Origin of the sequence: Streptomyces sp. NPDC088554, from assembly GCF_044752945.1 — a bacterium.
Classification (GTDB): domain Bacteria; phylum Actinomycetota; class Actinomycetes; order Streptomycetales; family Streptomycetaceae; genus Streptomyces.
Window position 1 is genome coordinate 137,476 of sequence record NZ_JBIVMF010000013.1, and the last position, 21,161, is coordinate 158,636.

A 21,161-nucleotide genomic window follows, 5' to 3' on the forward strand; every position below is an offset into this window, starting at 1 on the left:
CTCGCGGCGGGGCCCCACCGGCCCCTGCCGGGATCCCCGTCAGGCCGCCACGGTGGAGGCAGGGACGGAAATCACCTGGGAGGCACCCGTGCTCGCACAAGGACTCGACACGACGACGGTGACCGGTCTCGTATCCGACGCCACAGCCGCGCCGTCGATGCACAACGCGCAGCCGTGGCGGTTCCGCTACACGACGGGCGACGGCGGCTTCGCGCTCTTCGCGGATCCCGAGCGCGTCATGCCGTACGCGGACCCCACCAGGCGCGGCCTGCACATCGGCTGCGGCGCGGCCCTGCTGAACCTGCGGGTCGCCGTCGCGCACGCGGGCCGGAACCCGGTGACGGCACTCCTGCCCGACCCGGCGGTTCCGGAGCTGCTGGCGACCGTACGAACCGACGCGCCGTCGACCGGGCCACCCGGCGAACCGGCCGGGCTGTACCCGGCCATCCGGGACCGCCACACCAGCCGGTACCCCTTCACCGACCAGGAGATACCGCAGGACGTCAGGACCGCGCTCCGCCACGCCGCCCGTACGGAGGGCGCCGAACTCGCCTTTCTGCGGGGACCGCACCTCCAGGCCGTACTGGATCTAACCCGCGACGCCGAGGGCTACGACCTCATGGACGCCGACAAGAACGCGGAGACGGAGCACTGGACCCGGGACACCCACACCGAGGCGCCCACCGACGGGGTGCCGGACTACGCCCTCGGGCCGCGCAAGCGGGGCGGAGCGGCGCCCACCCGTGACTTCGCGGGCCGGACCGCCCACCCCGGCCGCCCACTGGCCGACTTCGAGAAACATCCCCACCTGGCGCTGCTGAGCACACCGGCGGACGGCCCCGCCGACTGGCTGCGAGCGGGCCAGGCACTGGAGCTCGTCCTGTTGACGGCCACCCTGCACGGGCTGGTCGCCTCCTTCGCCACCCAGGCCATCGAACGGCCGGACCTGCGGTGGCTGCTGCGCGACCCGGTCTCGGGCGCCGGACACGCCCAGATGATTCTCCGGCTGGGATACGGCCCCCGGGGACCCCGCACGCCACGCCGCCCCGTACGGGAGGTACTGACGATCCAGGACCGACCGGGCTGACCGGCACCGACAAGACCGGCAGCCGTTTTCGCAAGACCGGCAACCGTTTCGAGGAAGGCGGTGGGCGCGATGGAGCTTCCCGTGGTCGTGGGCATCGACGGATCGGAAGGCAGCCTGTGGGCGGTCGACTGGGCGGCCGCCGAGGCGGAACGTACCGGCCTGCCGTTGCGGCTGGTCCACGCTTCCCTCTGGGAGCACTACGAAGGGATATGGCCCCGGCGTTCCCCGGACCGCCCCTCCGAGCAGATCTACGCCGAGAACCTTGTCGCGTCCGCCGAGCAACGGGTGAACCGGCTCGCCCCGGACGTGAAGGTGTCCACCGGCATACAGCCGGAGGACCCGGTGGCCGCCCTCCTCGCAGAAGGGCGGGAAGCGGCCCTGCTCGTGGTGGGACCACGCGGCCACGGCACGGTCGCGGGCATGCTCCTGGGCTCCGTGGGCCTGGCCGTCGCCGCCGGGGCCCGCTGCCCGGTCGTGGTGGCCCGCGGCGAGGAACCCAACCGCCGGGGCGCCTTCCGACGGGTGGTCCTGGGCGTCGGGGAGTCCACCGGGTCCACCGTCGCCGCGCACTTCGCCTTCCGCGCGGCCCGCGCACGCGGCTGCGAACTCCTCGCCGTACGCGCCTGGCGCAGCCCGGCCCGCGAGAACATGCCCTACCCCCAGCCGGGCGGCGAGCAGGAGAGGAACTGCCACCGGCAGGCGGACGAGTACATGGACCGGGTGCTGGACGTCGTCCTCCATACGTACCCGGAGGTGGAGCTGCGCCGAAAAACCGTGCACGGAACGACGCATCAGACCCTGCTGGAGGAGGCGGCCGACGCCGATCTGCTCGTGGTCGGTGCCAGACGGCGGCACGGAGCCCTCGGCCTCCAGCTCGGACGCGTCAACCACGCGATGCTGCACCACGCTCCGTGCCCGGTCGCCGTCGTCCCGGCCCCGAGCCGACCATGAGGATGTGACCACCATGCCCGACCAGGAAACCGTCCTCGGCACGCGGATCGCCACCCGCCGTCAGCACCTGGGGCTCACCCGTGAGGCGGTGGCCGAACTCGTCGGATCCACCCCCGGCTATCTGCGGTACGTGGAGGAGGGGCAGGCCCTGCCGAGCGCCGGATTCATGGTGCGGCTGGCCCACACCCTGGAGACCACGGTCGGTGCGCTGGCAGACGGCGGACCGGACGGACCTTCCCCCGCCGACGGGGACGCGCGCGCACCGAGACTCAAGTCCCTGAACCATGAAGAATGCCGCGCGCTGCTGCCCACGTACGGGATCGGCCGCCTGGCGGTCCGGGCACGGAGCGGGCCCGCGATCATCCCGCTCAACTACGTGGTCGCCGACGGTACGGTGGCCTACCGGACGGCCCGGGGCAGCGTCGCCGCCTCAGCGGCGGAACACGAGGTCGTGTTCGAGGTCGACCAGGTCGACGAGGTCTCCCGACAGGGCTGGAGCATCAACGTCGTAGGCGTCGCCCGTGCCGTCACCGGGGACGCGGCCGCACGCGGACTCGACCAGCTGGCCCCCGCCCTGCCCTGGGCCGGCGGTGACCGCCGCCTGTGGCTGTCCATCGTCCCCACCCGTATGACGGGCCGGCGCATCGAGTTCGAGTCGGCCTCCGACTGACCGCGAACGCCGTACCGGACCGTGCGTCGGCCGGTGTGTACCCCGTCCGTACGGACCGGTGTGTACCGGGCCGTACGGACCGGCGCTCAGCGCGCTCCGTGTCCGTGGCCGGGGGCATCGGGGCGCGGTACGGCCCGGGTGGCGAGAACCGCCGCCTGGATGCGCCGCTCCACTCCGAGTTTGGCCAGCAGGCGCGAGATGTGGTTCTTGACCGTCTTCTCCGACAGATAGAGGCGCTCGCCGATCTGGCGATTGGTCAGTCCCTCCCCGATCAGGCCGAGGATCTCCCGCTCCCGCGGTGACAACCCGCTCAGCACCTCGGGCGCCGCTTCCCGCCCCTCCTCCGGGTCCCCGCCACGCAGGCTGTTCATCAGCCGGGTCGTCGTGGCCGGGTCCAGCATGGACCGGCCGGACGCGACCGTGCGCACGGCGGCCACCAGATCCGCTCCCTTGATCTCCTTCAGTACGTATCCGGCCGCGCCCGCCATGATCGCGTCGAGAAGCGCGTCGTCGTCGTCGAACGAGGTGAGCATCAGACAGGCCAGACCGGGCAGCTGTGAGCGCAGCTCCCGGCAGACGGTGATCCCATCGCCGTCCGGCAGCCGTACGTCCAGAACGGCGACGTCCGGCCGGAGCGCGGGCCCCCGGGCCAGCGCGTGGTCGGTCGAGCCCGCGTCGCCCACCACCTCGATGTCCGGCTCCGCGTCGAGCAGATCCTGTACCCCGCGCCGGACCACCTCGTGGTCGTCGACCAGGAACACCCGTACCGGCCGCCGCGGTGAGAACTCCCGTACCTCGTCCATGTCGTTCCTCCGCGCTGCCGAGGGGCCGTCCACCCGGCCCATTCCCATCCTGACCCGCTCCCCGGAGGCGTGCCAGGGGCCGAACGGGCCCGGCACCACGCCGGACGGGTTTCACCGGGCCGGGCCGCTGCCCTGCGGTCCGTAGAGATCCAGCAGCCGGGTACGGCTCGCCCCCAGCCGCTGGGCCACGACCTCGGCGACGCCCCGGTAAACGGCGCGTCCGAACACCGGATCCGCCTCGCACAGGGCCCGTACGACCCTCGCGTCGAACTCCTGCGCCTCGACCGGGCGGACCGCTTCGGCGCCGAGGCGCCAGACGTACGGCGGCAGAAGCCAGGACCAGCCGAGCAGATCACCGGAGCCCAGCGTGTCGACCACAGCCGCGTGGCGACCGGGAACATGCAGGTCGAGCGCCACCTGGCCGCTGCGTACGATCCAGAACCGGTCGGCCCAGCGGCCCTCCTCGAAGATGCGTGTGCCGTCCGGGAAGGACACGACCGTGGCGAGCCGCCGCAGCCTCTCGCGTCCTTCGGCGGGCAACTGGTCGAACACGTACCTCGTCGTGGTCATGGCGCGCACCTCATCCCCTGCATCCCCTGCATCCCCTGCATCCCCTGCATCCCCTGCATCCCCTGCGGCAGGACAGCACCTCCAGCGTCGGCCGCGCGCGGCCGCGCCGCATGGGCCGACCGGGGTGGGACACGGGGCCGTCCCACCCCGGTACGGCACCGCCCGGTGCCCCGAACGGCCCTACTAGCGGGACGGCCCGGTCTGCCGGTCGGGAGACCCGCGACAACGCGCTGTGGCTGGACCCGGCACCCCTGCCCCAGCCGTCGAAGTTCGGATCGCGGTCCGCTACCGCGACCACTGGAACGTCGACCTGCGCATCGGCACACAGCGGGGCAGGATCGGCGTACCGGACTCGGCCGGGACACCCGTCCACATCATGCTCGCGGACCGCGAGTTCACCGTCGCTCCGGGCACCACGCGCCGGCTCGCCCTGCCCGGCACCTGAACGGTCACCCGTCAGCCCGTGGTGGCGGGAGTGTCAGGGTGAACACGGTGTGCCCGGGGGCGCTCTCCACCTGGATCGTGCCGTTGTGGGCGGCCACCACCGCGTGGACGATGGCGAGCCCCAGTCCGGTGCTGCCACCCGTTCGGGAGCGGCCGTGGTCGGCCCGTACGAACCGGCCGAAGACCTCGGGCAGGAGTTCCCCGGGGATGCCGGGGCCGTTGTCCGCCACCGTCAGCCTGACAGCGTCCGTGTCTGCCGAGAGCCGGACGGAGACCTCGGTGCCGGCGGGTGTGTGGGAGCGGGCGTTGGCGAGGAGGTTGCCGATGGCCTGCTGGAGGCGGTGTTCGTCCCCCTCGACGATCACCGCGTCCTCCGGCAGGTCGAGCAGCCACCGGTGACCGGGGCCCGCCGCTCGGGCGTCGTCCGTCGTGTCGAGCACCAGCCGGGTGAGATCCACCGGGCCGTGGTCGAGGGCGCGGCCCGCGTCGATACGGGCGAGTAGGAGCAGGTCGTCCACGAGCCGGCTCATGCGTTCCGATTCGGCCTGGATACGGTCCAGTGCCCGCCGGACCCCGGGCGGTACGGGCCCTTCGTGGCGCAGGGCGAGTTCCGCGTGACCGCGGATGTTGGCCACCGGGGTGCGCAGTTCGTGGCTGGCGTCGGCGGCGAAGTGCCGCAAGCGTTCCTCGCTGGCCTGGCGCCGCTCCAGGGCGTCGCCGACGTGGCCGATCATGCGGTTCACGGCGGTGCCGACCCGGCCGACCTCGGTCCGCGGGTCGGTGACCACGACAGGGGTTGGCATGGCGACGTCCCCACCGGCCAGAGGCCGTTCGGCGACGCTCATGGCGGTGGCGGTGACCCTGCGCAGCGGGCGCAGCGAGAACCGTACCCACAGCGCCGCGACCGTACCGGTGACGGCGAGCGCGATGCCGAAGACCGCCGCCTCGACCCCCTCGAGACGGTGCACCGTCTCCTCGACGGGACGCAACGGCAGGCCGGTGATCAGGACATCCTTGTCGTCCCCGGTGACGGCGGAGAGCCGGTACGCGCCCAGGGCGGACAGCCGCAGCGTGTGCCCTCTCCCGTCGACGGGCAGCGCGGCCAGGGCCCGGCGGTCGCCGGAGGTGAGCGGCACCGCGCTGTCCGCCTCGTCCTTGACGACGGCCGCCCGGGTGGCGCTGCCGCCCAGCAGCCGCGCTCCGAACGTGCCCTCCGACTGACCGCGGGTATCGGGCCGGTTGTCGGTGTCCGGCCTGCTCTCGTGCTCCAGACTGGCCGCGAACCGCCCGCCGGACGCGGAGAGCTGCTGGTCGAGTCGGCGTACGAGGAACCCTTCGAGCGCGACGACCGTGGTGACGCCCACCGCCAGACACGCCAGCGCGAGCAGCGCGACGAGCCCGGTGGTCAGCTGTCCGCGCAGGGTACTCGGGAGGAGGCGTCTCACCGGGGTCCCGGCTTCAGCACGTAGCCCACACCACGCACGGTGTGGATCATCGCGGGGCGTCCCGCGTCGATCTTCTTGCGCAGATAGCTGATGTAGAGCTCGACGACGTGGGCCTGGCCGCCGAAGTCGTACGACCAGACCCGGTCGAGGATCTGTGCCTTGGACAGCACACGGCGGGGATTGCGCATCAGGAACCGGAGCAGTTCGAACTCGGTACGGGACAGATCGACGAGATCCCCGCCGCGGGTCACCTCCCTGGCCTCCTCGTCCATCATCAGATCGCCGACCATCAGCAGATCCCCGGCCGGCTCACGTGCCACGCCCGCGCGACGCAGCAGGCCACGCAGCCGGGCCAGCACCTCCTCCAGACTGAACGGCTTGGTCACATAGTCGTCACCGCCCGCCGTGATGCCCGCGATACGGTCCTCGACGGAGTCCCGGGCGGTCAGGAACAGCACGCACACGTTCTCCAGTTCCGCGCGCAGCGCACGCAGCAGGCGCAGGCCGTCCGTGTCCGGCAGCATCCAGTCCAGGACGACCGCGTGCGGACGGAAGACACGGGCCTCGGCGAGGGCGGACGCGCCGTCCCCCGCGGTGCGGACCTGCCAGCCCTCCGCCGTCAGGACACCGGAGAGGACCTCGGTGAGGTCGGGCTCGTCGTCCACGACCAGGATCCGTACGGGCTTGCCGTCCCCGCCGAGCAGGCGGGGCGGTGTGTGGTGGTTGTCCATGGTGTGTCCAGCATCCCCCGCCGGGAGACGGGTCCGGCTCAGGGCTCGCTCTGAGTTTCCTCTCAATCCGCGCCGGGGCGGTCGGCTTCAGAGAGTCCTCAGAGGTCGCGTTGCGACGCTGGCGGTCCACCACGTCGGAGAGAGGCTCCATGAGTACCGGAACCCACGCGCGCCACGGTACGGACCGCGCCCCGCGTCCGGGACCACGACTGTCCGGCCGGCCGTGCTCGCTCGTACCGCTGCTGGTGCTGTGCGTGATCTGGGGCGGGGCCGCCGGGGTGCTCGGTCTGTGGTGGAGCGACACGACATCGGTGGTGGGCGCGGCCGGATGGCTGACGGACGCGGGGCGGATCACCGGGCTGCTGGCGGGGTACGCGTGTGCCGTGCTGGTGGCGCTGATGGCCCGCGTCCCGCTCCTGGATCACAGCATCGGCAGCGACCGGCTGGCGCGGTGGCACGCGATGGGCGGCCGGTACACGATCTCCCTGGTCGCTGCCCACATTCTGCTGATCATCTGGGGCTACTCCCTCACCGCGCACACCGGTGTGGTGGACCAGACGACCACGCTCGTCCTGCACTACCCCGACATGCTCAAGGCCACCGCCGCCACCCTGCTGCTGCTCGGGACGGCGTTCGTGTCGGCGCGGGCCGCGCGCCGCAGACTGCGCTACGAGACCTGGCACCACCTCCACCTCGCCACGTACCTCGCGGTGTTCCTCGCCTTCTCCCACCAACTCAGCAACGGCGCCGACCTCGTGGGCAACCGCCCCGCCCAACTCACCTGGTACGCCCTCTACCTTGGGGCGGCGTCCCTGATCCTCTGGTACCGCTTCCTCGCGCCCGTACGGCAGAACCTGCGCCACCGGCTGCGCGTCACCCAGGTCGTCCCCGAGGCGCCGGGCGTCGTCTCCGTCCATCTCACCGGAGACCGGCTCGACGAACTGGGCGCGCTGCCCGGACAATTCTTCCGCTGGCGCTTCCTCGCGCCCGGGATGTGGGCGAGCGCCAACCCGTACTCACTGTCCGCACCGCCGCGTCAGCATCTGCTGCGCATCACGGTGAAAGAGTCGGGTGACCACAGCGCGGCCCTGGCCCGGCTGAAGCCCGGCACCCGGGTGTGGGCGGAAGGGCCGTACGGAGCGTTCACCGAGGTACGACGCCGCGCGCCGAAGGTGCTGCTGCTGGCGGGCGGGGTCGGGATCACACCGCTGCGCGCCCTGTTCGAGATCCTGCCCGGTGAGGTCACACTGGTCTATCTGGCCCGCCGGTCCGAAGACCTGGCGCTGCGGGGAGAACTCGACGCGATAGCCGCCGCGCGCGGCGCCACCGTCCACTGCTTCGTCAGCGAACCCGCGGCCCACTCGCTGCCGCTGACCGCCCGCGCGCTGAACACGCTGGTGCCGGACCTCGCCGCGCACGAGGTGTATCTGTGCGGCCCTCCCGGGATGACGGACGCCGCCAAGCGGGCCTTGCACCGGGCCGGGCTACGGCGCCGCCACATCCACCACGAGTCGTTCGAGTTCTGAGGAGAACCCCGTGCGCAGAGCCGTTCTCACCGCCGCGTCGACCACGACCCTGGTCGTCCTGTTGCTGGCCCTCAAGCCCCACCAGAGCGACCGGCAGACCATAGCGGTACCCGCACCGGCACCGAGCGGCACGACGGCGGCTTCCCCCGCGCCGAGCACATCCCCACAGGGCGGCACGTCCGCGGCCGGGGGTACGTACACCGGCGACCCCGTGAACACCCAGTACGGCGCGGTCCAGGTATCCGCCACGGTACGAGCGGGGAAACTGACCGCCGTCACGGTCCTCCAGGTCCCCTCCGGGGACGGCCACAGCCGGCGGATCGCCGACTACGCGGTGCCACGTCTGACCCAGGAGGCGCTGACCGCCCACAGCGCGCACATCGACTCCGTCTCCGGCGCCAGCTACACCAGCCAGGGCTACATCGAGTCCCTCCAGAGCGCACTGGACAAGGCCGGTGCCTGACCAGGGGCGCGGCCTGCGCCATGTCGAGCACGTGATGGGCACGGTCTTCTCCTTCGATATCCGCGCCCCGCGCACCCCCGCGATCCACCGGGCCCTGCGCGAGGCGGTGCTCTGGCTCCACCACGTCAACGCGACCTACTCCACCTACCGCCCCGACAGCACCATCAGTCGCCTCGCACGCGGCGAACTGACCCCCGACCGCTGCTCCCCGGAGGTACGCGGCGTCCTCGCCCTGTGCGACGACGCCGCACACACCACCGACGGCTGGTTCAGCCCGCTGGCGAGCGGCACACTCGACCCGTCCGGGCTGGTCAAGGGCTGGGCCGTGGAACACGCCTCACAGATCCTGTACGAGGCCGGCGCCCACAACACCTGCGTCAACGGCGGCGGCGACCTCCAGGCGCGCGGCGAGCCGTCCCCCGGCACCCCCTGGCGCATCGGCATCGCCGACCCCCTGCGCCCCGGCGCCCTGAGCACCGTGGTGACCGGCCGCGACTTCGCCGTCGCCACCTCCGGTACGGCCGAACGCGGCGCCCACATCCTCGTCCCCCACCACGGCACCCCTGCGGTGGGGCCCGCCTCCCTGACCCTGACCGGCCCCCGGCTCACCATGACCGACGCCTACGCGACCGCCGCCTACGCCATGGGCACCCGGGCACAGGACTGGCTGGAGAACCTTGACGGCTACGAAGGCTTCGCCCTCGCCCGCAACGGAACCACCTGGCACACCAGCGGATTCCCCGGCGCCACGCCCCCAGCGGCGGATCAGAGCTGAGGCACCGCGCCGGGCGCCTCCATCGAGGTCGCACGCGGCCCGACAAGAGCGCATTCAACGTCCACGCCCCCTCGACCGCCCTGACCAGCCGCGCGGCCACCGGAACGAGCGCCGTGTCCTGGACGGTACCGCTCTGCGTGACCACACCGTCGGTGACGAAGACGTCCACGTTCTCCCGCGACACCCGGAAGAGCTCCTCAACCACGTCCCGCCGTACCGCTTCCGCGAGATTCTCGTCCGACCGGAGAAACACCCTGAAGCCCGACGACCGCACGGCAAGCCGGGCAACTCGCCGAGGGCCCTGCACAGTCCACCCACAGCCGGCCTCGAATCGCCCCGACCACGGACTCCTGCCCCTCAGTCCCTGTTCAGGGAAGCGTGAGAGCCGCCGGGTATGAGTTACGGCCTTGCTGTCCGGGAAGGCGAACGGCCGACGGACGACAAGACCGCCTGTCGGATGCGACGGGCTGATCTGTTACGACGTCCAGCAGGACCGGCTCCGGCCCCGAACAGGGTGGCCACTCGCCGGTAGCCGATGCGCGATGCAACTACATCGACAAATTCCCGGCTGGCTGGGCCCCTGGGAACCAGCCGGCACCTCACCCCGCGACCAAGCCCTGACGTCGCATGCCGTGCTACTTGGCCGGGTTCGATCGATACTGGATCTGCGCGGCGGATCGCCGAGCCGGACCGTCTCGCAAGGAGCTGGCAACGCATCAGGAGAGTCAGCATCAGTACCGTCGGAACCCGCTTCGGACCGCCGGGCACCGCCAAGATCACAAAGCGGCTATACATGATCCGACCTGCAAAACCACTGTCAGAGGCAGAGTTGCTGGCCTACCTGGGAGGCACCCGTGAAGATGTTGATCAACGTGCCGGAGACCGTTGTCGCGGACGCGCTGCGGGGGATGGCGCTCGCCCATCCCGAGCTGGTCGTCGATGTGGAGAACCGGGTGGTGGTACGGAGGGACGCGCCGGTCGCCGGGAAGGTGGGGCTGGTTTCCGGTGGCGGGTCCGGGCACGAGCCGTTGCACGGGGGGTTCGTGGGGCCGGGGATGTTGTCCGCCGCCTGTCCGGGGGAAGTGTTCACGTCGCCCGTGCCGGATCAGATGGTGCGGGCCGCCGCGGCGGTGGACAGCGGGGCCGGGGTGCTGTTCGTCGTCAAGAACTACACGGGCGATGTCCTGAACTTCGACATGGCGGCCGAGCTGGCCGAGGACGAGGGCATCCAGATCGCGAAAGTCCTGGTCAACGACGATGTGGCGGTGGCCGACAGTCTGTTCACGGCGGGGCGGCGCGGTACGGGCGCGACGCTGTTCGTGGAGAAGATCGCGGGAGCGGCGGCGGAGGAGGGGGCTCCGCTGGAGCGGGTGGAGGCGATCGGGCGGCGGGTGAACGAGAGCGCGCGGAGTTTCGGGGTGGCGCTGAGCGCCGTCACCACGCCCGCCAAGGGCAGCCCGACCTTCGATCTGCCCGAGGGGGAACTGGAGCTGGGCATCGGGATCCACGGGGAGCCGGGGCGTGAGCGGCGCGCGATGATGACCTCGCGGGAGATCGCCGATTTCGCGGTCGACGCCGTCCTGGAGGATCTGCGTCCGACGAGTCCGGTGATCGCCCTGGTCAACGGGATGGGCGCGACGCCGCTGCTGGAGCTGTACGGATTCAACGCCGAGGTGCAGCGGGTGCTGGGCGAGCGGGGCGTCGCGGTGGCCCGTACGCTCGTCGGCAACTATGTGACCTCGCTCGACATGGCGGGCTGCTCGGTGACCCTCTGCCAGGTCGACGAGGAGCTGCTGCGGCTGTGGGACGCGCCGGTGGAGACCGCCGCGCTCCGTTGGGGCCGCTGAGCATCCCGGTGGGTGGGATCCTCGGCAGCACGGGGACACGGCACGGAACGACTACGGGGTGAGGAGATCACGTGACCGACCAGACAGCCGACCAGGTATCCGACCGGAGACTCGGCGCCGTTTTCTTCCGCGGCTGGCTGACCGCTACGGCCGCCGCGGTGGAGCGCGAGGCGGAGCGGCTCACCGAACTGGACTCGGCCATCGGGGACGCCGACCACGGCAGCAACCTCCAGCGCGGCTTCCGGGCCGTCATCGCCGTACTGGAGAAGGAGGCACCGGCCTCGCCCGGCGCCGTGCTGACGCTGGCGGGACGGCAGCTGATCTCCACGGTGGGCGGCGCGGCGGGGCCGTTGTACGGGACGCTGCTGCGGCGTGCGGGAAAGGCGCTCGGTGACGCGGCCGAGGTCACGCCCGCGGAGCTGACCGGGGCGCTGCGCACCGGGGTGGCCGCGGTGGCGCAGCTGGGCGGCGCCAAGGCCGGGGACAAGACGATGCTGGACGCGCTGGAGCCGGCGGTCGAGGCGCTCGGGACCTCGTTCGCGGCGGCGGCGCGGGCGGCCCGGGACGGCGCCGCGGCGACCGTACCGCTCCAGGCGCGCAAGGGCAGGGCCAGCTATCTGGGCGAGCGGAGCATCGGGCACCAGGATCCGGGCGCGACCTCGTCCGCGCTGCTGATCACCGCGCTCGCGGAGACGGCGGAGGCGGCGGAGGCGGCGGAGGCGGCGGAGGCAGCGGAGGCGACGAGGTCCGCAGGACCCACCGGCGCCCCGGGGGCGACGGCGTGAGCGTCGGGGCGCCGGTCGGCATCGTGCTCGTGTCCCACAGCGGCCCCGTCGCCACGGCCGTCGCCGCGCTGGCCCAGGGGCTGGCGGGCGGCGGGGCGACCGCGCCGGTGGCGGCGGCCGGGGGTACTCCGGACGGCGGTCTCGGCACCAGCTCGGAGCTGATCTCGGCCGCCGCGGCCGAGGTGGACCGGGGTGCGGGCGTGGCGGTCCTGGTGGATCTGGGCAGTGCCGTACTGACGGTGAAGGCGCTGCTCGCCGAGGGCGACGAACTGCCGGAGCGGACGCGGCTGGTGGACGCGCCCTTCCTGGAGGGCGCGGTGGCCGCGCTGGTCACCGCTTCCGCGGGCGGGGATCTGGACGCGGTGGAGGCGGCGGCCTCGGAGGCTTACCAGTACCGCAAGGGGTGAGGCCGTCCGGGCGCCGCACGGCGGGCCCCCGGCCGGGTCGTCGCCGTACGGCGGAGACCTCCCGGACCGACCGGGCGTTCCAGAACGGCGCATACTGGTCGTGATCCGGCCATCACCCACCGGAATACTGGTGTCTGTACGGAGGCGGCACGCGCCGCCTCACCCCAGGCTCCGGAGGTACGCATGGTGGACTCGGCGGGCGCGCGGCCCGGCACGCACGACGGCGCGGGGGACGGTGCGGACGGCCACCCGCCCGTCCCCTCCCCAGGACGCCGGGCGCGCCATGTCGTGATCATCGGCGGCAGCATCGCCGCCCTGCTGACGGCCCGGACCCTGAGCGACCACGCGGACCGGGTGACCATCATCGAGCGCGACCGTCTTCCGGCCGGGCCCGAGCCGCGCGCGGGTGTCCCGCAGAGCCGTCACACCCACGTCCTGCTGGAGGGCGGGGCGCGGGCGCTGGAGGAGCTGCTCCCGGGGATCCTCGCCGAGCTGCGCGCGCAGGGCTCGCCACGGGTCGGGATGCCCCGCGACCTCGTGCACTGGCAGTCCGGGCGCTTCTACCGGCGGACGGCCAGCACCCACCATCTCCTCACCGGCACCCGGCCGGCGCTGGAGTGGCTGGTGAGGCGCCGGGTGCTGGCCGATTCCCGGATCACGGTGGTGGAGGGCACGGAGGTGGTGGGGCTGCTCGGCGACGCCTCCCGGGTCCGGGGGGTGCGGGTGCGTGAGCGCGGGGCACGCACCAGGACCGAGGTGCGGTCGTTTCCGGCCGATCTGGTCGTGGACGCCTCGGGCCGCGGTTCCCGGGCGCCCGACTGGCTGGCCGGTATCGGCGCGGACCCGGCGCACGAGGAGACGCTCGACACGGGGCTCGCCTATGCGACACGGCTGTTCCGGGGCGCGGACGGGCCCGACGGGGCGGAGTGCCCCGCCTACAACTTCACCCCGGACGGCCGCCATGTGCGGGGCGCGGTCGTCCTCCCCGTCGAGGACGGCCGTCATCTCGTCACACTCTCCGGGCTGCGCGGGAACGAACCGCCCTCGGAGGAGGACGGGTTCACCGGGTTCGCCGCGGGGCTCGGCCATCCCGTCGTACACGACTGGCTGCTGAAGGCACGGCCCGAGTCGCCGGTCCACGCGTTCCGCGCGACGGCCAGTGTGCGGCGGCGGTACGACCTGCCGGGCCGTCGTCCGGCCGGTTTCCTCGCGGCGGGCGACGCGCTGTGCTCGTTCAACCCGGTGTACGGGCAGGGCATGTCGGTCGCCGCGCTGGGGGCGCTCGCGCTGCGGGACGCGCTCGCCGATCCTCGCCGTACGCCCACGACCCGCCGAGTGCAACGGGCGCTGCTCGATGCCTCGCGGCAGGCGTGGAAGATCGCGTCGGGGGCCGACCGCGAACTGCCGGGGGCCCGGGGCAACGCGACCGGGACGCGGTGGGTGGACCGGCCGGGTGCCTGGTACCTCGCCCGGGTGGTGGAGCGCGCGCCCGGCGATCCGGTCGTCGGCGCCGCGTTCCGCGCGGCGCTCGCGCTGACCTCGTCCACCGCGGTGCTCTTCGCGCCACCGGTGCTGCGCGCGGTGCTGTTCGGTCCGGTACGTCCGACACCGTCGGCGCCGCCGGCGAACCCCGAGCCGGCGGCCGGCTGAGCCGTACCCCCGTTCACAGCGGGGTGGCGGCCTTGAGGACGAGGAACAGCGTGACCGTCGCGTTCGCCGAGGACAGGGCCGAGCCCAGCGTCCCGGCGGCGGCGGCCCAGGCGGCCAGGCCCACGGCGGTGAACACCGGCGGCCAGCTGACCGCCGAGGGCGCGGGTCCCAGCAGGGCCGCCACCCGGCGTGGGACCGGCCCCGGGCCGGGGGCGGCGAACCCGGCCAGCGTCGGGGTGGGGGTGCCCCGGGAGATGAGCGCGGCCTTGCCGATGGCCCGCGCCACGACCGTGCGCTCCCCCGTCACCCGGGCCGCCTCCTCGTCCGCCCAGCGCTCGGTGGTGTAGGCGACGGCGGTCCGCAGCGGGCGCAGCAGCGGGTTGGCCCGTGCGGCGAGCCGTACCGTCAGCAGGAACCGGTGGTGGCGGCCGCCGAGATGGGCGCGCTCGTGGGCGATCAGCGCCTTGCGCTCCTGGGGCCCGAGGCAGGCGAGCATGGCGGTGGACACCACGATCCGGCCGCGCGCGCCGGGGCCGTCGCGCCGGTCCGCCCCCGGTGCGGCGCCGGGCAGGGCGTAGGCGTACGGCGACTCGTCGGTCAGTACGGCGACTTCGCCGTCGGGCAGCCCGGACAGGGCGCGCTGCGCCCGGCGGCGGACCCGGCGGTGGCGCGCCGCCGCCGCCGAGCAGCTGATGACGACCGCGGTGAGGGCCACCATGGCGACCTTGCCCGCTATCTCGTCGTACGGCACGGCCTTGCGCACCTCGGGGTCCGACCAGGCGTCGGGCAGTGGGTTTCCGGCCAGTTGCGCCGTACCGACCACCACCAGCAGTCCCAGGCAGAGCGTGCTGCACACGGCCAGGACGGCGGCGAGCGCCGACAGCAGACGGGTGGCGATCCGGGGATGGAGATGCAGTTCGGCGAGGCGCGCGATGGGCAGCGCGGTCAGCGGCAGGACGAGTGGCAGAAAGACGAACACCCCCATTTTCCGTCAGTCCTCCACCCTGTCCCCCGTGGCACGGTCCCCGCCCGGACCACCGTCCACCCGGTCCCCGCCCGGCGGCCCCTCCTCGGCGAAGCCGAGCAGATCGCGCAGCAGCCGCTCGTCGTCCGGGGAGAGCGTGGTGACGAACCGGGCCAGTACGGCCTCCCGGTCCGCCTCCGCGTCCAGCACCCTGCGCATCCGCAGGGCGGCGAGCCCCGCCTCGTCCGACGCCGCGCGCCACTCGAACGAGCGTCCCGCCCGCTCGCGGGTGACGGCGCGCTTGGCGTGCAGCCTGGTGAGGATGGTCATCACGGTGGTGTACGCCAGATCCCCGCCCAGCCTGCCCTGCACCCAGGCGGCCGTGACCGGTCCCGGCGCCTGGCCGAGGGCGGCGAGGACCTGGGCCTCCAGCTTCCCCTGGCCACGCCGTTGCGGACGCTCGTCCGGACTGCCGTGCACCCTCACGATGGACTCCCTCCAGCCGCGCGGCCGCGCCACGGGACAACCATCCATGCTACTGAGCCGGGCGTCCGCGACGGTGGCGCGGATGGCACTCCCGCACGCTTCTACACTGCTGTAGATTTAAGTTCGGGCCGGTGGTGGCCGCTTCCCACCGCCGACTGGACGGTATGGCACGACATGGCATGACATGGAACGATTCAGTACAGCTCAGGAGGAGCAGCGTGGGAGTTTCCCTGTCCAAAGGCGGCAATGTCTCGCTCAGCAAGGAGGCGCCAGGACTGACCGCGGTCATCGTCGGCCTCGGCTGGGACGTCCGGACGACCACCGGCACGGACTACGACCTGGACGCGAGCGCCCTGCTGCTCAACGAGTCCGGCAAGGTCGCCTCCGACCGGCATTTCGTCTTCTACAACAACCTGACGAGCCCGGACGGTTCGGTGGAGCACACCGGTGACAACCTGACCGGTGAGGGCGAGGGCGACGACGAGACGGTGAAGGTGAATCTGGCGGCCGTCCCCGCCGACATCTCCAGGATCGTCTTCCCGGTGTCGATCCATGACGCCGGGTCCCGAGGCCAGAGCTTCGGCCAGGTCCGCAACGCCTACATCCGCGTCGTCAACCAGTCCGGCGGCGCCGAACTCGCCCGCTACGACCTCAGCGAGGACGCCTCGACCGAGACCGCCATGGTCTTCGGCGAGCTGTACCGCAACGGCGCCGAGTGGAAGTTCCGCGCCATCGGCCAGGGCTACGCCTCCGGACTCGCCGGAATCGCCTCCGACTACGGCGTCGGAGTCTGACACCGGCCACCGGGACACCCGGGGCCCGAGGCACCGGGAAGCCGGGGACCCGCCCGGCCGGACCCGGCACACGAACGGGGGCACAGGGCGCAGGGCGCGCGTCCTGTGCCCCTCTCGGTCACGGGCCACCACCGGGAAGCCGCCCGGCGGGAGCCGGTCAGCCGTGGCGGGGAGCCGGGTCGGCCGTCCCCGACGGAGCCGAGGTCTCCGACGGCTCGGGCTTCTCCCGTACGACGGACTTCTCCGGTACGGACCGCTCCACGGCCCCGGTCGCGGACCCGCTCTCCACGCTCCCGGTCTCCACGGCTCCCGCCTCCGCGGGCGCGGTCTCCACGGACGCGACCTCCCCGGCCGGGGACACCGGCGCGGGCTTCCGCGTGGTGATCCGGCGCGCCAGCGGCTCCGTCCAGCGGGCGGCCAGCGGGCCGAGGATCACCAGGATCAGCACATACGCGGTGGCCAGCGGCCCGACGCGCGGCTCCACCCCGACCGCCAGACCGGCGATGACGATGGAGAACTCGCCGCGCGCCACCAGCGTGCCACCGGTACGCCAGCGGCCCGCCGTCCTGACTCCGGCCCGCTTCGCCGCGTACCACCCCGTACCGATCTTGGTCAGTGTGGTGACCGTCGCCAGAATGAGCGCCGGGACCAGCACCGGCGGAATGGCGGCCGGGTCGGTGCTCAGGCCGAAGAAGACGAAGAAGACGGCGGCGAACAGGTCACGCAGCGGGGCGAGCAGATTGTGCGCGCCCTCGGCGACCTCGCCCGAGAGCGCGATACCGACGAGGAACGCGCCGACGGCCGCCGAGACCTGGAGCTCCTGGGCGACCCCGGCGACCAGCACGGTCAGCCCGAGGACCACCAGCAGCAGCATCTCCGGGTTGTCCGAGGAGACCGCGCGGCTGATCAGCCGGCCGTGACGCAGCGCCAGATAGAGGACGGCGCCGACCGTGCCGAGCGAGATCAGCAGCGTCACGCTGCCACCGGCGATGCTGAGTCCGGCGAGCAGGGCCGTGAGCAGCGGCAGATAGACCGCCATGGCGAGGTCTTCTATGACCAGGACGCCGAGGATCACGGGGGTTTCGCGGTTGCCGAGCCGGCCGAGGTCGCCGAGGACCTTGGCGATCACGCCCGAGGACGAGATCCAGGTGACACCCGCCAGCGCCACGGCGGCGACCGGGCCCCAGCCCAGGATCAGCGCGGCGGCGGCGCCCGGCACGGCGTTCAGTACGAAGTCGACGATGCCGGAGGGGTACTGGGTCTTGAGGTTGGAGACCAGTTCGGAGGCGCTGTACTCCAGCCCCAGCAGGAGCAGCAGCAGGATGACGCCGATCTCGGCGCCGGTGGCCACGAACTCCTCACTGGCGTTGAGCGGAAGCAGGCCACCGTGGCCGAAGGCGAGTCCCGCGAGCAGATAGAGCGGGATGGCGGAGAAGCCCATCCGGCCGGCGAGCCGGCCGAGTATCCCGAGGCCCAGGATGATGGCCCCGAGTTCGATGAGCAGTGCGGTGGTCTCGTGCACGGGCGCTTTATCCTCCGGTGATCAGTTCGGCGACGGCGTCCACGCCTTCCCGGGTGCCGACGACGACGAGCGTGTCCCCCAGGGCGAAGCGGAAGTCCGGGGTGGGCGAGGGGAAGGCGTCGGTACGGCGCAGGACGGCCACGATGGAGGCGCCGGTACGGCTTCGCACCTGGGTGGCGCCGAGCGTCCGACCCACGTAGGGGGACCTCTTGGTGACGGGGATGTGCTCGGTGAGCAGGTCGATCTCAAGGTGCTGATGCAGATGCGCGACGGGGTCGGGCGTCAGCAACTTGGACAGCGCGTTCGCCTCGTGGGGGGCGAGGGGCGCGGCGTCCCGACAGCTGTCGTCGTCCTCGGGATCGTGGAAAGCGAGAATGCGCCGCCCGTCCTGGTGCACGACGACCGACAGGTGCTTTCCGGCTTCGGTGTTCAGGTCATAGCGGGTACCGACCCCGGGCAGGGCGGTCTTGCTGACGTGAGCTGTGGGCTCCATAGGAAATGCTCCAGGCGGGCGCGGCGTGACGGTCTACGGGTGTGACGACCCCCGGCAGGGCGGGCCGGACAATCGGGCGGCGGGCCGCACCGAGCGGCCGCCACCGGAGCAGGAATTCTCCCTCATACGCCGCGGGGAAGCACCGTCAAAGGCGCCCTCGGCTGGAGTGGCGCCGCGTCGGCCGGTCGGCCCGGGAGGGTGAACAGAGGTGCGCGCACCGCGTACCGCCCCCTTCCGCCCCCGCGCCTGTCGACCGGCCGCCTCGCATTCGACGCCATGGGCACGCCATCGCCGTAAAGAAGCGCTGGTCACCCGCACACCATTTTAACGTAAAATAAAATGTGCGGATTAGGGTATTTCAAGGGGGAAAGCCGGTCCCTGCCGGGACTATCGGGAGTGCGGCGCGATGCCCTGGCGTACCCGGTGGCGGTCCGGATCGAAGAGATGCGCGGCGGCGCCCGCCAGCACCAGCCCGCCCGCGATGAGCAGTCCGTGTCCCACGGCGATGCCGAGGCTCAGGCCCCCGAGTGCCACGGCCAGCAGGAGCCAGGCCGTACCGTGGCGGTATTCGCGCGGGCGGCACGGGGTTCCCGTACGCATGGCGTCCGCGAAGCGGGGGTCGTCCTGGCGCAGCCGCTCGGCCAGGTCACCGAGTCGCCGGTCCTCGTCCGTCGCCATGACCGTCCTCCCCTGCCGAAATCCGTCGCGCGATCCGCCACGCACGTACGTTCTCGCGTCTCGTACGTTCTCGCGTCACGCGCGCCCGTCCTGTCCGTCACGCCGATACGCCGCGCCTCCACGATCGCCCGGCGGGGCGCCCCGCCGCTATCGGCAGTGGCACCCAAATCCGGGGGCGGCCGGCATGCAGAGGGCAGCGGGGCGGCACCCATGGGGGCCGTCCTGTCCGGCCCGCCGGGCCCGGCGGGCGATAGTGGGGAGCGTCCATCGCGAGGAGGCCCTGCTCCGTGTCCCTGTTCTGGCGGATCTTTCTGCTCAACGCCGCGGTGCTGTTCACGGCGACCGCCCTGCTGCTGCTCGGCCCTGTCACCATCTCCGCTCCCGTCCTGCTGACCGAGGCCCTGGTCATGGCGCTGGGGCTGGCGGCGATGCTCGTCGCCAACGCCGCGTTGTTACGTATCGGGCTGGCGCCGTTGCAACGGCTCACCCGGGCCATGACCACGACCGATCTGCTGCGCCCCGGCCGCAGGCCCGCGGTGTCGGGACACGGCGAGATCGCCGAGCTGATCATGACGTTCAACACGATGCTCGACCGGCTGGAGGCGGAACGGGCGGCCAGCAGCGGGCTCGCGCTCTCCGCCCAGGAGGCCGAACGCCGCAGGGTCGCGCGGGAGTTGCACGACGAGATCGGCCAGACCCTCACCGCCGTCCTGCTCGAACTGAAGCGGGTCGCCGACCGGGCGCCCGAACCGCTCCGGGGCGAGCTGCGCCACGTACAGGAGACGACCCGCGGCAGCCTGGACGAGATCCGCCGGATCGCACGCCGACTGCGTCCCGGGGTCCTGGAGGAGCTGGGCCTGATCAGCGCGCTCAAGGCGCTGACCAACGAGATCGCCTCGCACAGCCGGCTGCCGGTCCGGTGCCGCTTCGACAGCGCGCTGCCCCGGCTCGGCGAGGATGTGGAACTGGTCCTCTACCGGGTCGCCCAGGAGGGACTGACCAATGTCGTCCGGCACGCCGACGCCCGGCGGGTCGATCTCGCGCTCCGGCGCACCCCGACGGGCGTCGAGCTGCTCCTCACGGACGACGGCCGAGGCATCGGCACGGCGACCGAGGGCGCGGGCATCCGCGGCATGCGGGAACGTGCCCTCCTCATCGGCGCCGAGCTCACCGTGGACCCGGCTCCGGGACGCGGCGACGGCACCGAGGTACGGCTGCGCGTCCCGATCGCCGGGGACGGCACCGAGGCCGAGGCCGGCCCTCAGGCCGGGGCCGAGCGGACCGAACGAACCGACGCCGAACGGACCCACCGAAACGGAAGCGACTGACCATGGCCGAGACGGCACAGACCCGCATCCTCCTCGCCGACGACCACGCCCTGGTCCGCCGGGGCGTGCGGCTGATCCTCGACAACGAACCGGATCTGACCGTGGTCGCCGAGGCGGGCGACGGCGCGGAAGCCATCGAGTTGGCTCGTTCCCACCGGCCCGACCTGGTGATTCTGGACATCGCGATGCCCCGGCTGACCGGTCTTCAGGCCGCGCGTGAACTCTCCCGGCTCCAGCCGGAGACCCGCATCCTGATGCTGACCATGTACGACAACGAGCAGTATTTCTTCGAGGCGTTGAAGGCCGGGGCGAGCGGCTACGTCCTCAAGTCCGTCGCCGACCGGGACCTGCTGGAGGCGTGCCGGGCCGCGATGCGCGACGAGCCGTTCCTCTATCCCGGGGCGGTGACGGCCCTGATCCGGAACTATCTCGACCGGGTACGGCAGGGCGACTCCCTCCCTGACAGCGCGATCACCCCGCGCGAGGAGGAGATCCTCAAGCTCGTGGCGGAGGGCCACACCTCGAAGGAGATCGCCGGCCTGCTCCTCATCAGCGCCAAGACCGTCGAACGGCATCGCGCGAACCTGCTGCAGAAACTCGGCCTCAAGGACCGGCTTGAACTGACCCGTTACGCGATCCGGGCCGGTCTGATCGAGCCTTAGAGGTTTGAACAGCGCGCAAGGGAGTCCGCGCGCCCCGTGCTGGGCAGAGAGAGGGAGGAGCGCGCGCACGAACTCACGTA

At 72.5% G+C, this 21,161-nt stretch carries 23 protein-coding genes and 1 pseudogene; 14 read left to right on the top strand and 10 right to left on the bottom strand.

The window, feature by feature from the left end; translation table 11 throughout:
- Positions 1-88 precede the first annotated feature (88 nt).
- The 3 genes from ACIP8W_RS17350 to ACIP8W_RS17360 all read left to right on the top strand — a co-directional run bounded on the left by ACIP8W_RS17350 (position 89) and on the right by ACIP8W_RS17360 (position 2,708).
- The gene (locus tag ACIP8W_RS17350; RefSeq protein WP_401948160.1) at positions 89-1,087 is read left to right on the top strand and encodes an Acg family FMN-binding oxidoreductase; all 999 of its coding nucleotides are present in this window, start codon (positions 89-91) and stop codon (positions 1,085-1,087) included.
- A 69-nt stretch (positions 1,088-1,156) separates the two neighbouring features.
- Positions 1,157-2,038 (top strand): universal stress protein, encoded by an 882-nt coding sequence (locus ACIP8W_RS17355; RefSeq protein WP_401948157.1) that lies wholly within the window; start codon positions 1,157-1,159, stop codon positions 2,036-2,038.
- Between the two features lie 13 nt (positions 2,039-2,051).
- Complete coding sequence (locus ACIP8W_RS17360; protein WP_402203565.1) at positions 2,052-2,708, top strand: helix-turn-helix domain-containing protein; 657 nt, start codon at positions 2,052-2,054, stop codon at positions 2,706-2,708.
- An 86-nt stretch (positions 2,709-2,794) separates the two neighbouring features.
- On the opposite strand, the gene ACIP8W_RS17365 is transcribed toward ACIP8W_RS17360, so the two are convergent.
- Together ACIP8W_RS17365 and ACIP8W_RS17370 are read right to left on the bottom strand one after the other, a co-directional pair.
- A complete protein-coding gene (locus tag ACIP8W_RS17365; protein ID WP_401948473.1) occupies positions 2,795-3,511 on the bottom strand; it encodes a response regulator in 717 nt (238 codons plus the stop codon).
- Between the two features lie 111 nt (positions 3,512-3,622).
- Positions 3,623-4,081: a Crp/Fnr family transcriptional regulator gene (locus ACIP8W_RS17370; RefSeq protein WP_402203567.1), complete on the bottom strand. Its 459-nt coding sequence runs from the start codon at positions 4,079-4,081 to the stop codon at positions 3,623-3,625.
- A gap of 232 nt (positions 4,082-4,313) precedes the next feature.
- Here ACIP8W_RS17370 and ACIP8W_RS17375 point away from each other — a divergent pair, with 232 nt between their 5' ends.
- The gene (locus ACIP8W_RS17375) at positions 4,314-4,526 is read left to right on the top strand and encodes a hypothetical protein (RefSeq protein WP_401948149.1); all 213 of its coding nucleotides are present in this window, start codon (positions 4,314-4,316) and stop codon (positions 4,524-4,526) included.
- A 4-nt stretch (positions 4,527-4,530) separates the two neighbouring features.
- Here ACIP8W_RS17375 and ACIP8W_RS17380 read toward each other — a convergent pair whose 3' ends face one another.
- Both ACIP8W_RS17380 and ACIP8W_RS17385 read right to left on the bottom strand, forming a co-directional pair.
- Positions 4,531-5,970 carry a sensor histidine kinase gene (locus ACIP8W_RS17380; protein ID WP_402203569.1) on the bottom strand — a complete coding sequence of 480 codons (1,440 nt, stop codon included), beginning with the start codon at positions 5,968-5,970 and terminating at the stop codon, positions 4,531-4,533.
- A complete protein-coding gene (locus ACIP8W_RS17385) occupies positions 5,967-6,701 on the bottom strand; it encodes a response regulator transcription factor (protein ID WP_401948145.1) in 735 nt (244 codons plus the stop codon). Before ACIP8W_RS17385 ends, ACIP8W_RS17380 begins: the two co-directional genes overlap by 4 nt.
- Before the next feature lie 149 nt (positions 6,702-6,850).
- Between ACIP8W_RS17385 and ACIP8W_RS17390 the strand changes: the two genes are divergently transcribed.
- Genes ACIP8W_RS17390 through ACIP8W_RS17400 form a run of 3 tightly spaced genes read left to right on the top strand, consistent with a single transcriptional unit; the run spans position 6,851 to position 9,465 of the window.
- Positions 6,851-8,227 (top strand): ferric reductase-like transmembrane domain-containing protein, encoded by a 1,377-nt coding sequence (locus tag ACIP8W_RS17390; protein WP_401948142.1) that lies wholly within the window; start codon positions 6,851-6,853, stop codon positions 8,225-8,227.
- A 10-nt stretch (positions 8,228-8,237) separates the two neighbouring features.
- Positions 8,238-8,690, top strand: a complete 453-nt coding sequence (locus ACIP8W_RS17395; RefSeq protein WP_401948140.1) for an FMN-binding protein — start codon at positions 8,238-8,240, stop codon at positions 8,688-8,690.
- 34 nt (positions 8,691-8,724) lie between these two features.
- Positions 8,725-9,465 (top strand): FAD:protein FMN transferase, encoded by a 741-nt coding sequence (locus ACIP8W_RS17400; protein WP_401948470.1) that lies wholly within the window; start codon positions 8,725-8,727, stop codon positions 9,463-9,465.
- Between the two features lie 70 nt (positions 9,466-9,535).
- Here ACIP8W_RS17400 and ACIP8W_RS17405 read toward each other — a convergent pair.
- Positions 9,536-9,772, bottom strand: a pseudogene (locus ACIP8W_RS17405) (BON domain-containing protein); the annotation flags it as partial.
- A gap of 547 nt (positions 9,773-10,319) precedes the next feature.
- On the opposite strand from ACIP8W_RS17405, the gene dhaK reads away from it, so the two are divergent.
- The 4 genes from dhaK (at position 10,320) to ACIP8W_RS17425 (ending at position 14,154) form a co-directional block, all read left to right on the top strand.
- Positions 10,320-11,312 carry a dihydroxyacetone kinase subunit DhaK gene (dhaK, locus tag ACIP8W_RS17410; protein ID WP_402203572.1) on the top strand — a complete coding sequence of 331 codons (993 nt, stop codon included), beginning with the start codon at positions 10,320-10,322 and terminating at the stop codon, positions 11,310-11,312.
- Positions 11,313-11,383: 71 nt separating this feature from the next.
- Entirely contained in the window at positions 11,384-12,097 is a 714-nt protein-coding gene (gene dhaL / locus ACIP8W_RS17415; protein WP_402203574.1) for a dihydroxyacetone kinase subunit DhaL, read from the top strand.
- Entirely contained in the window at positions 12,094-12,504 is a 411-nt protein-coding gene (locus tag ACIP8W_RS17420; RefSeq protein ID WP_401948133.1) for a PTS-dependent dihydroxyacetone kinase phosphotransferase subunit DhaM, read from the top strand. The genes dhaL and ACIP8W_RS17420 overlap by 4 nt, the downstream gene beginning before the upstream one ends.
- Before the next feature lie 183 nt (positions 12,505-12,687).
- Positions 12,688-14,154 carry an FAD-dependent oxidoreductase gene (locus ACIP8W_RS17425; RefSeq protein ID WP_402203576.1) on the top strand — a complete coding sequence of 489 codons (1,467 nt, stop codon included), beginning with the start codon at positions 12,688-12,690 and terminating at the stop codon, positions 14,152-14,154.
- A 13-nt stretch (positions 14,155-14,167) separates the two neighbouring features.
- Here the strand turns inward: ACIP8W_RS17425 and ACIP8W_RS17430 are convergent, their stop codons facing one another.
- Entirely contained in the window at positions 14,168-15,139 is a 972-nt protein-coding gene (locus ACIP8W_RS17430) for a M56 family metallopeptidase (RefSeq protein WP_401948128.1), read from the bottom strand.
- A 6-nt stretch (positions 15,140-15,145) separates the two neighbouring features.
- A complete protein-coding gene (locus tag ACIP8W_RS17435) occupies positions 15,146-15,604 on the bottom strand; it encodes a BlaI/MecI/CopY family transcriptional regulator (protein ID WP_401948126.1) in 459 nt (152 codons plus the stop codon).
- 218 nt (positions 15,605-15,822) lie between these two features.
- Here ACIP8W_RS17435 and ACIP8W_RS17440 point away from each other — a divergent pair, with 218 nt between their 5' ends.
- Positions 15,823-16,398 (top strand): TerD family protein, encoded by a 576-nt coding sequence (locus ACIP8W_RS17440; RefSeq protein ID WP_402203578.1) that lies wholly within the window; start codon positions 15,823-15,825, stop codon positions 16,396-16,398.
- Between the two features lie 157 nt (positions 16,399-16,555).
- On the opposite strand, the gene ACIP8W_RS17445 is transcribed toward ACIP8W_RS17440, so the two are convergent.
- The 3 genes from ACIP8W_RS17445 to ACIP8W_RS17455 all read right to left on the bottom strand — a co-directional run bounded on the left by ACIP8W_RS17445 (position 16,556) and on the right by ACIP8W_RS17455 (position 19,091).
- Positions 16,556-17,920 (bottom strand): cation:proton antiporter, encoded by a 1,365-nt coding sequence (locus ACIP8W_RS17445; protein ID WP_401948120.1) that lies wholly within the window; start codon positions 17,918-17,920, stop codon positions 16,556-16,558.
- Positions 17,921-17,927: 7 nt separating this feature from the next.
- Positions 17,928-18,413, bottom strand: coding sequence for a cation:proton antiporter regulatory subunit (locus ACIP8W_RS17450; protein WP_401948117.1), 486 nt, complete (start codon positions 18,411-18,413; stop codon positions 17,928-17,930).
- Between the two features lie 387 nt (positions 18,414-18,800).
- Positions 18,801-19,091: a DUF3040 domain-containing protein gene (locus ACIP8W_RS17455; RefSeq protein ID WP_401948114.1), complete on the bottom strand. Its 291-nt coding sequence runs from the start codon at positions 19,089-19,091 to the stop codon at positions 18,801-18,803.
- Positions 19,092-19,378: 287 nt separating this feature from the next.
- Here ACIP8W_RS17455 and ACIP8W_RS17460 point away from each other — a divergent pair, with 287 nt between their 5' ends.
- Positions 19,379-20,419, top strand: a complete 1,041-nt coding sequence (locus ACIP8W_RS17460; protein WP_401948111.1) for a histidine kinase — start codon at positions 19,379-19,381, stop codon at positions 20,417-20,419.
- 2 nt (positions 20,420-20,421) lie between these two features.
- The gene (locus ACIP8W_RS17465) at positions 20,422-21,081 is read left to right on the top strand and encodes a response regulator (protein ID WP_401948109.1); all 660 of its coding nucleotides are present in this window, start codon (positions 20,422-20,424) and stop codon (positions 21,079-21,081) included.
- Positions 21,082-21,161: the final 80 nt, after the last annotated feature.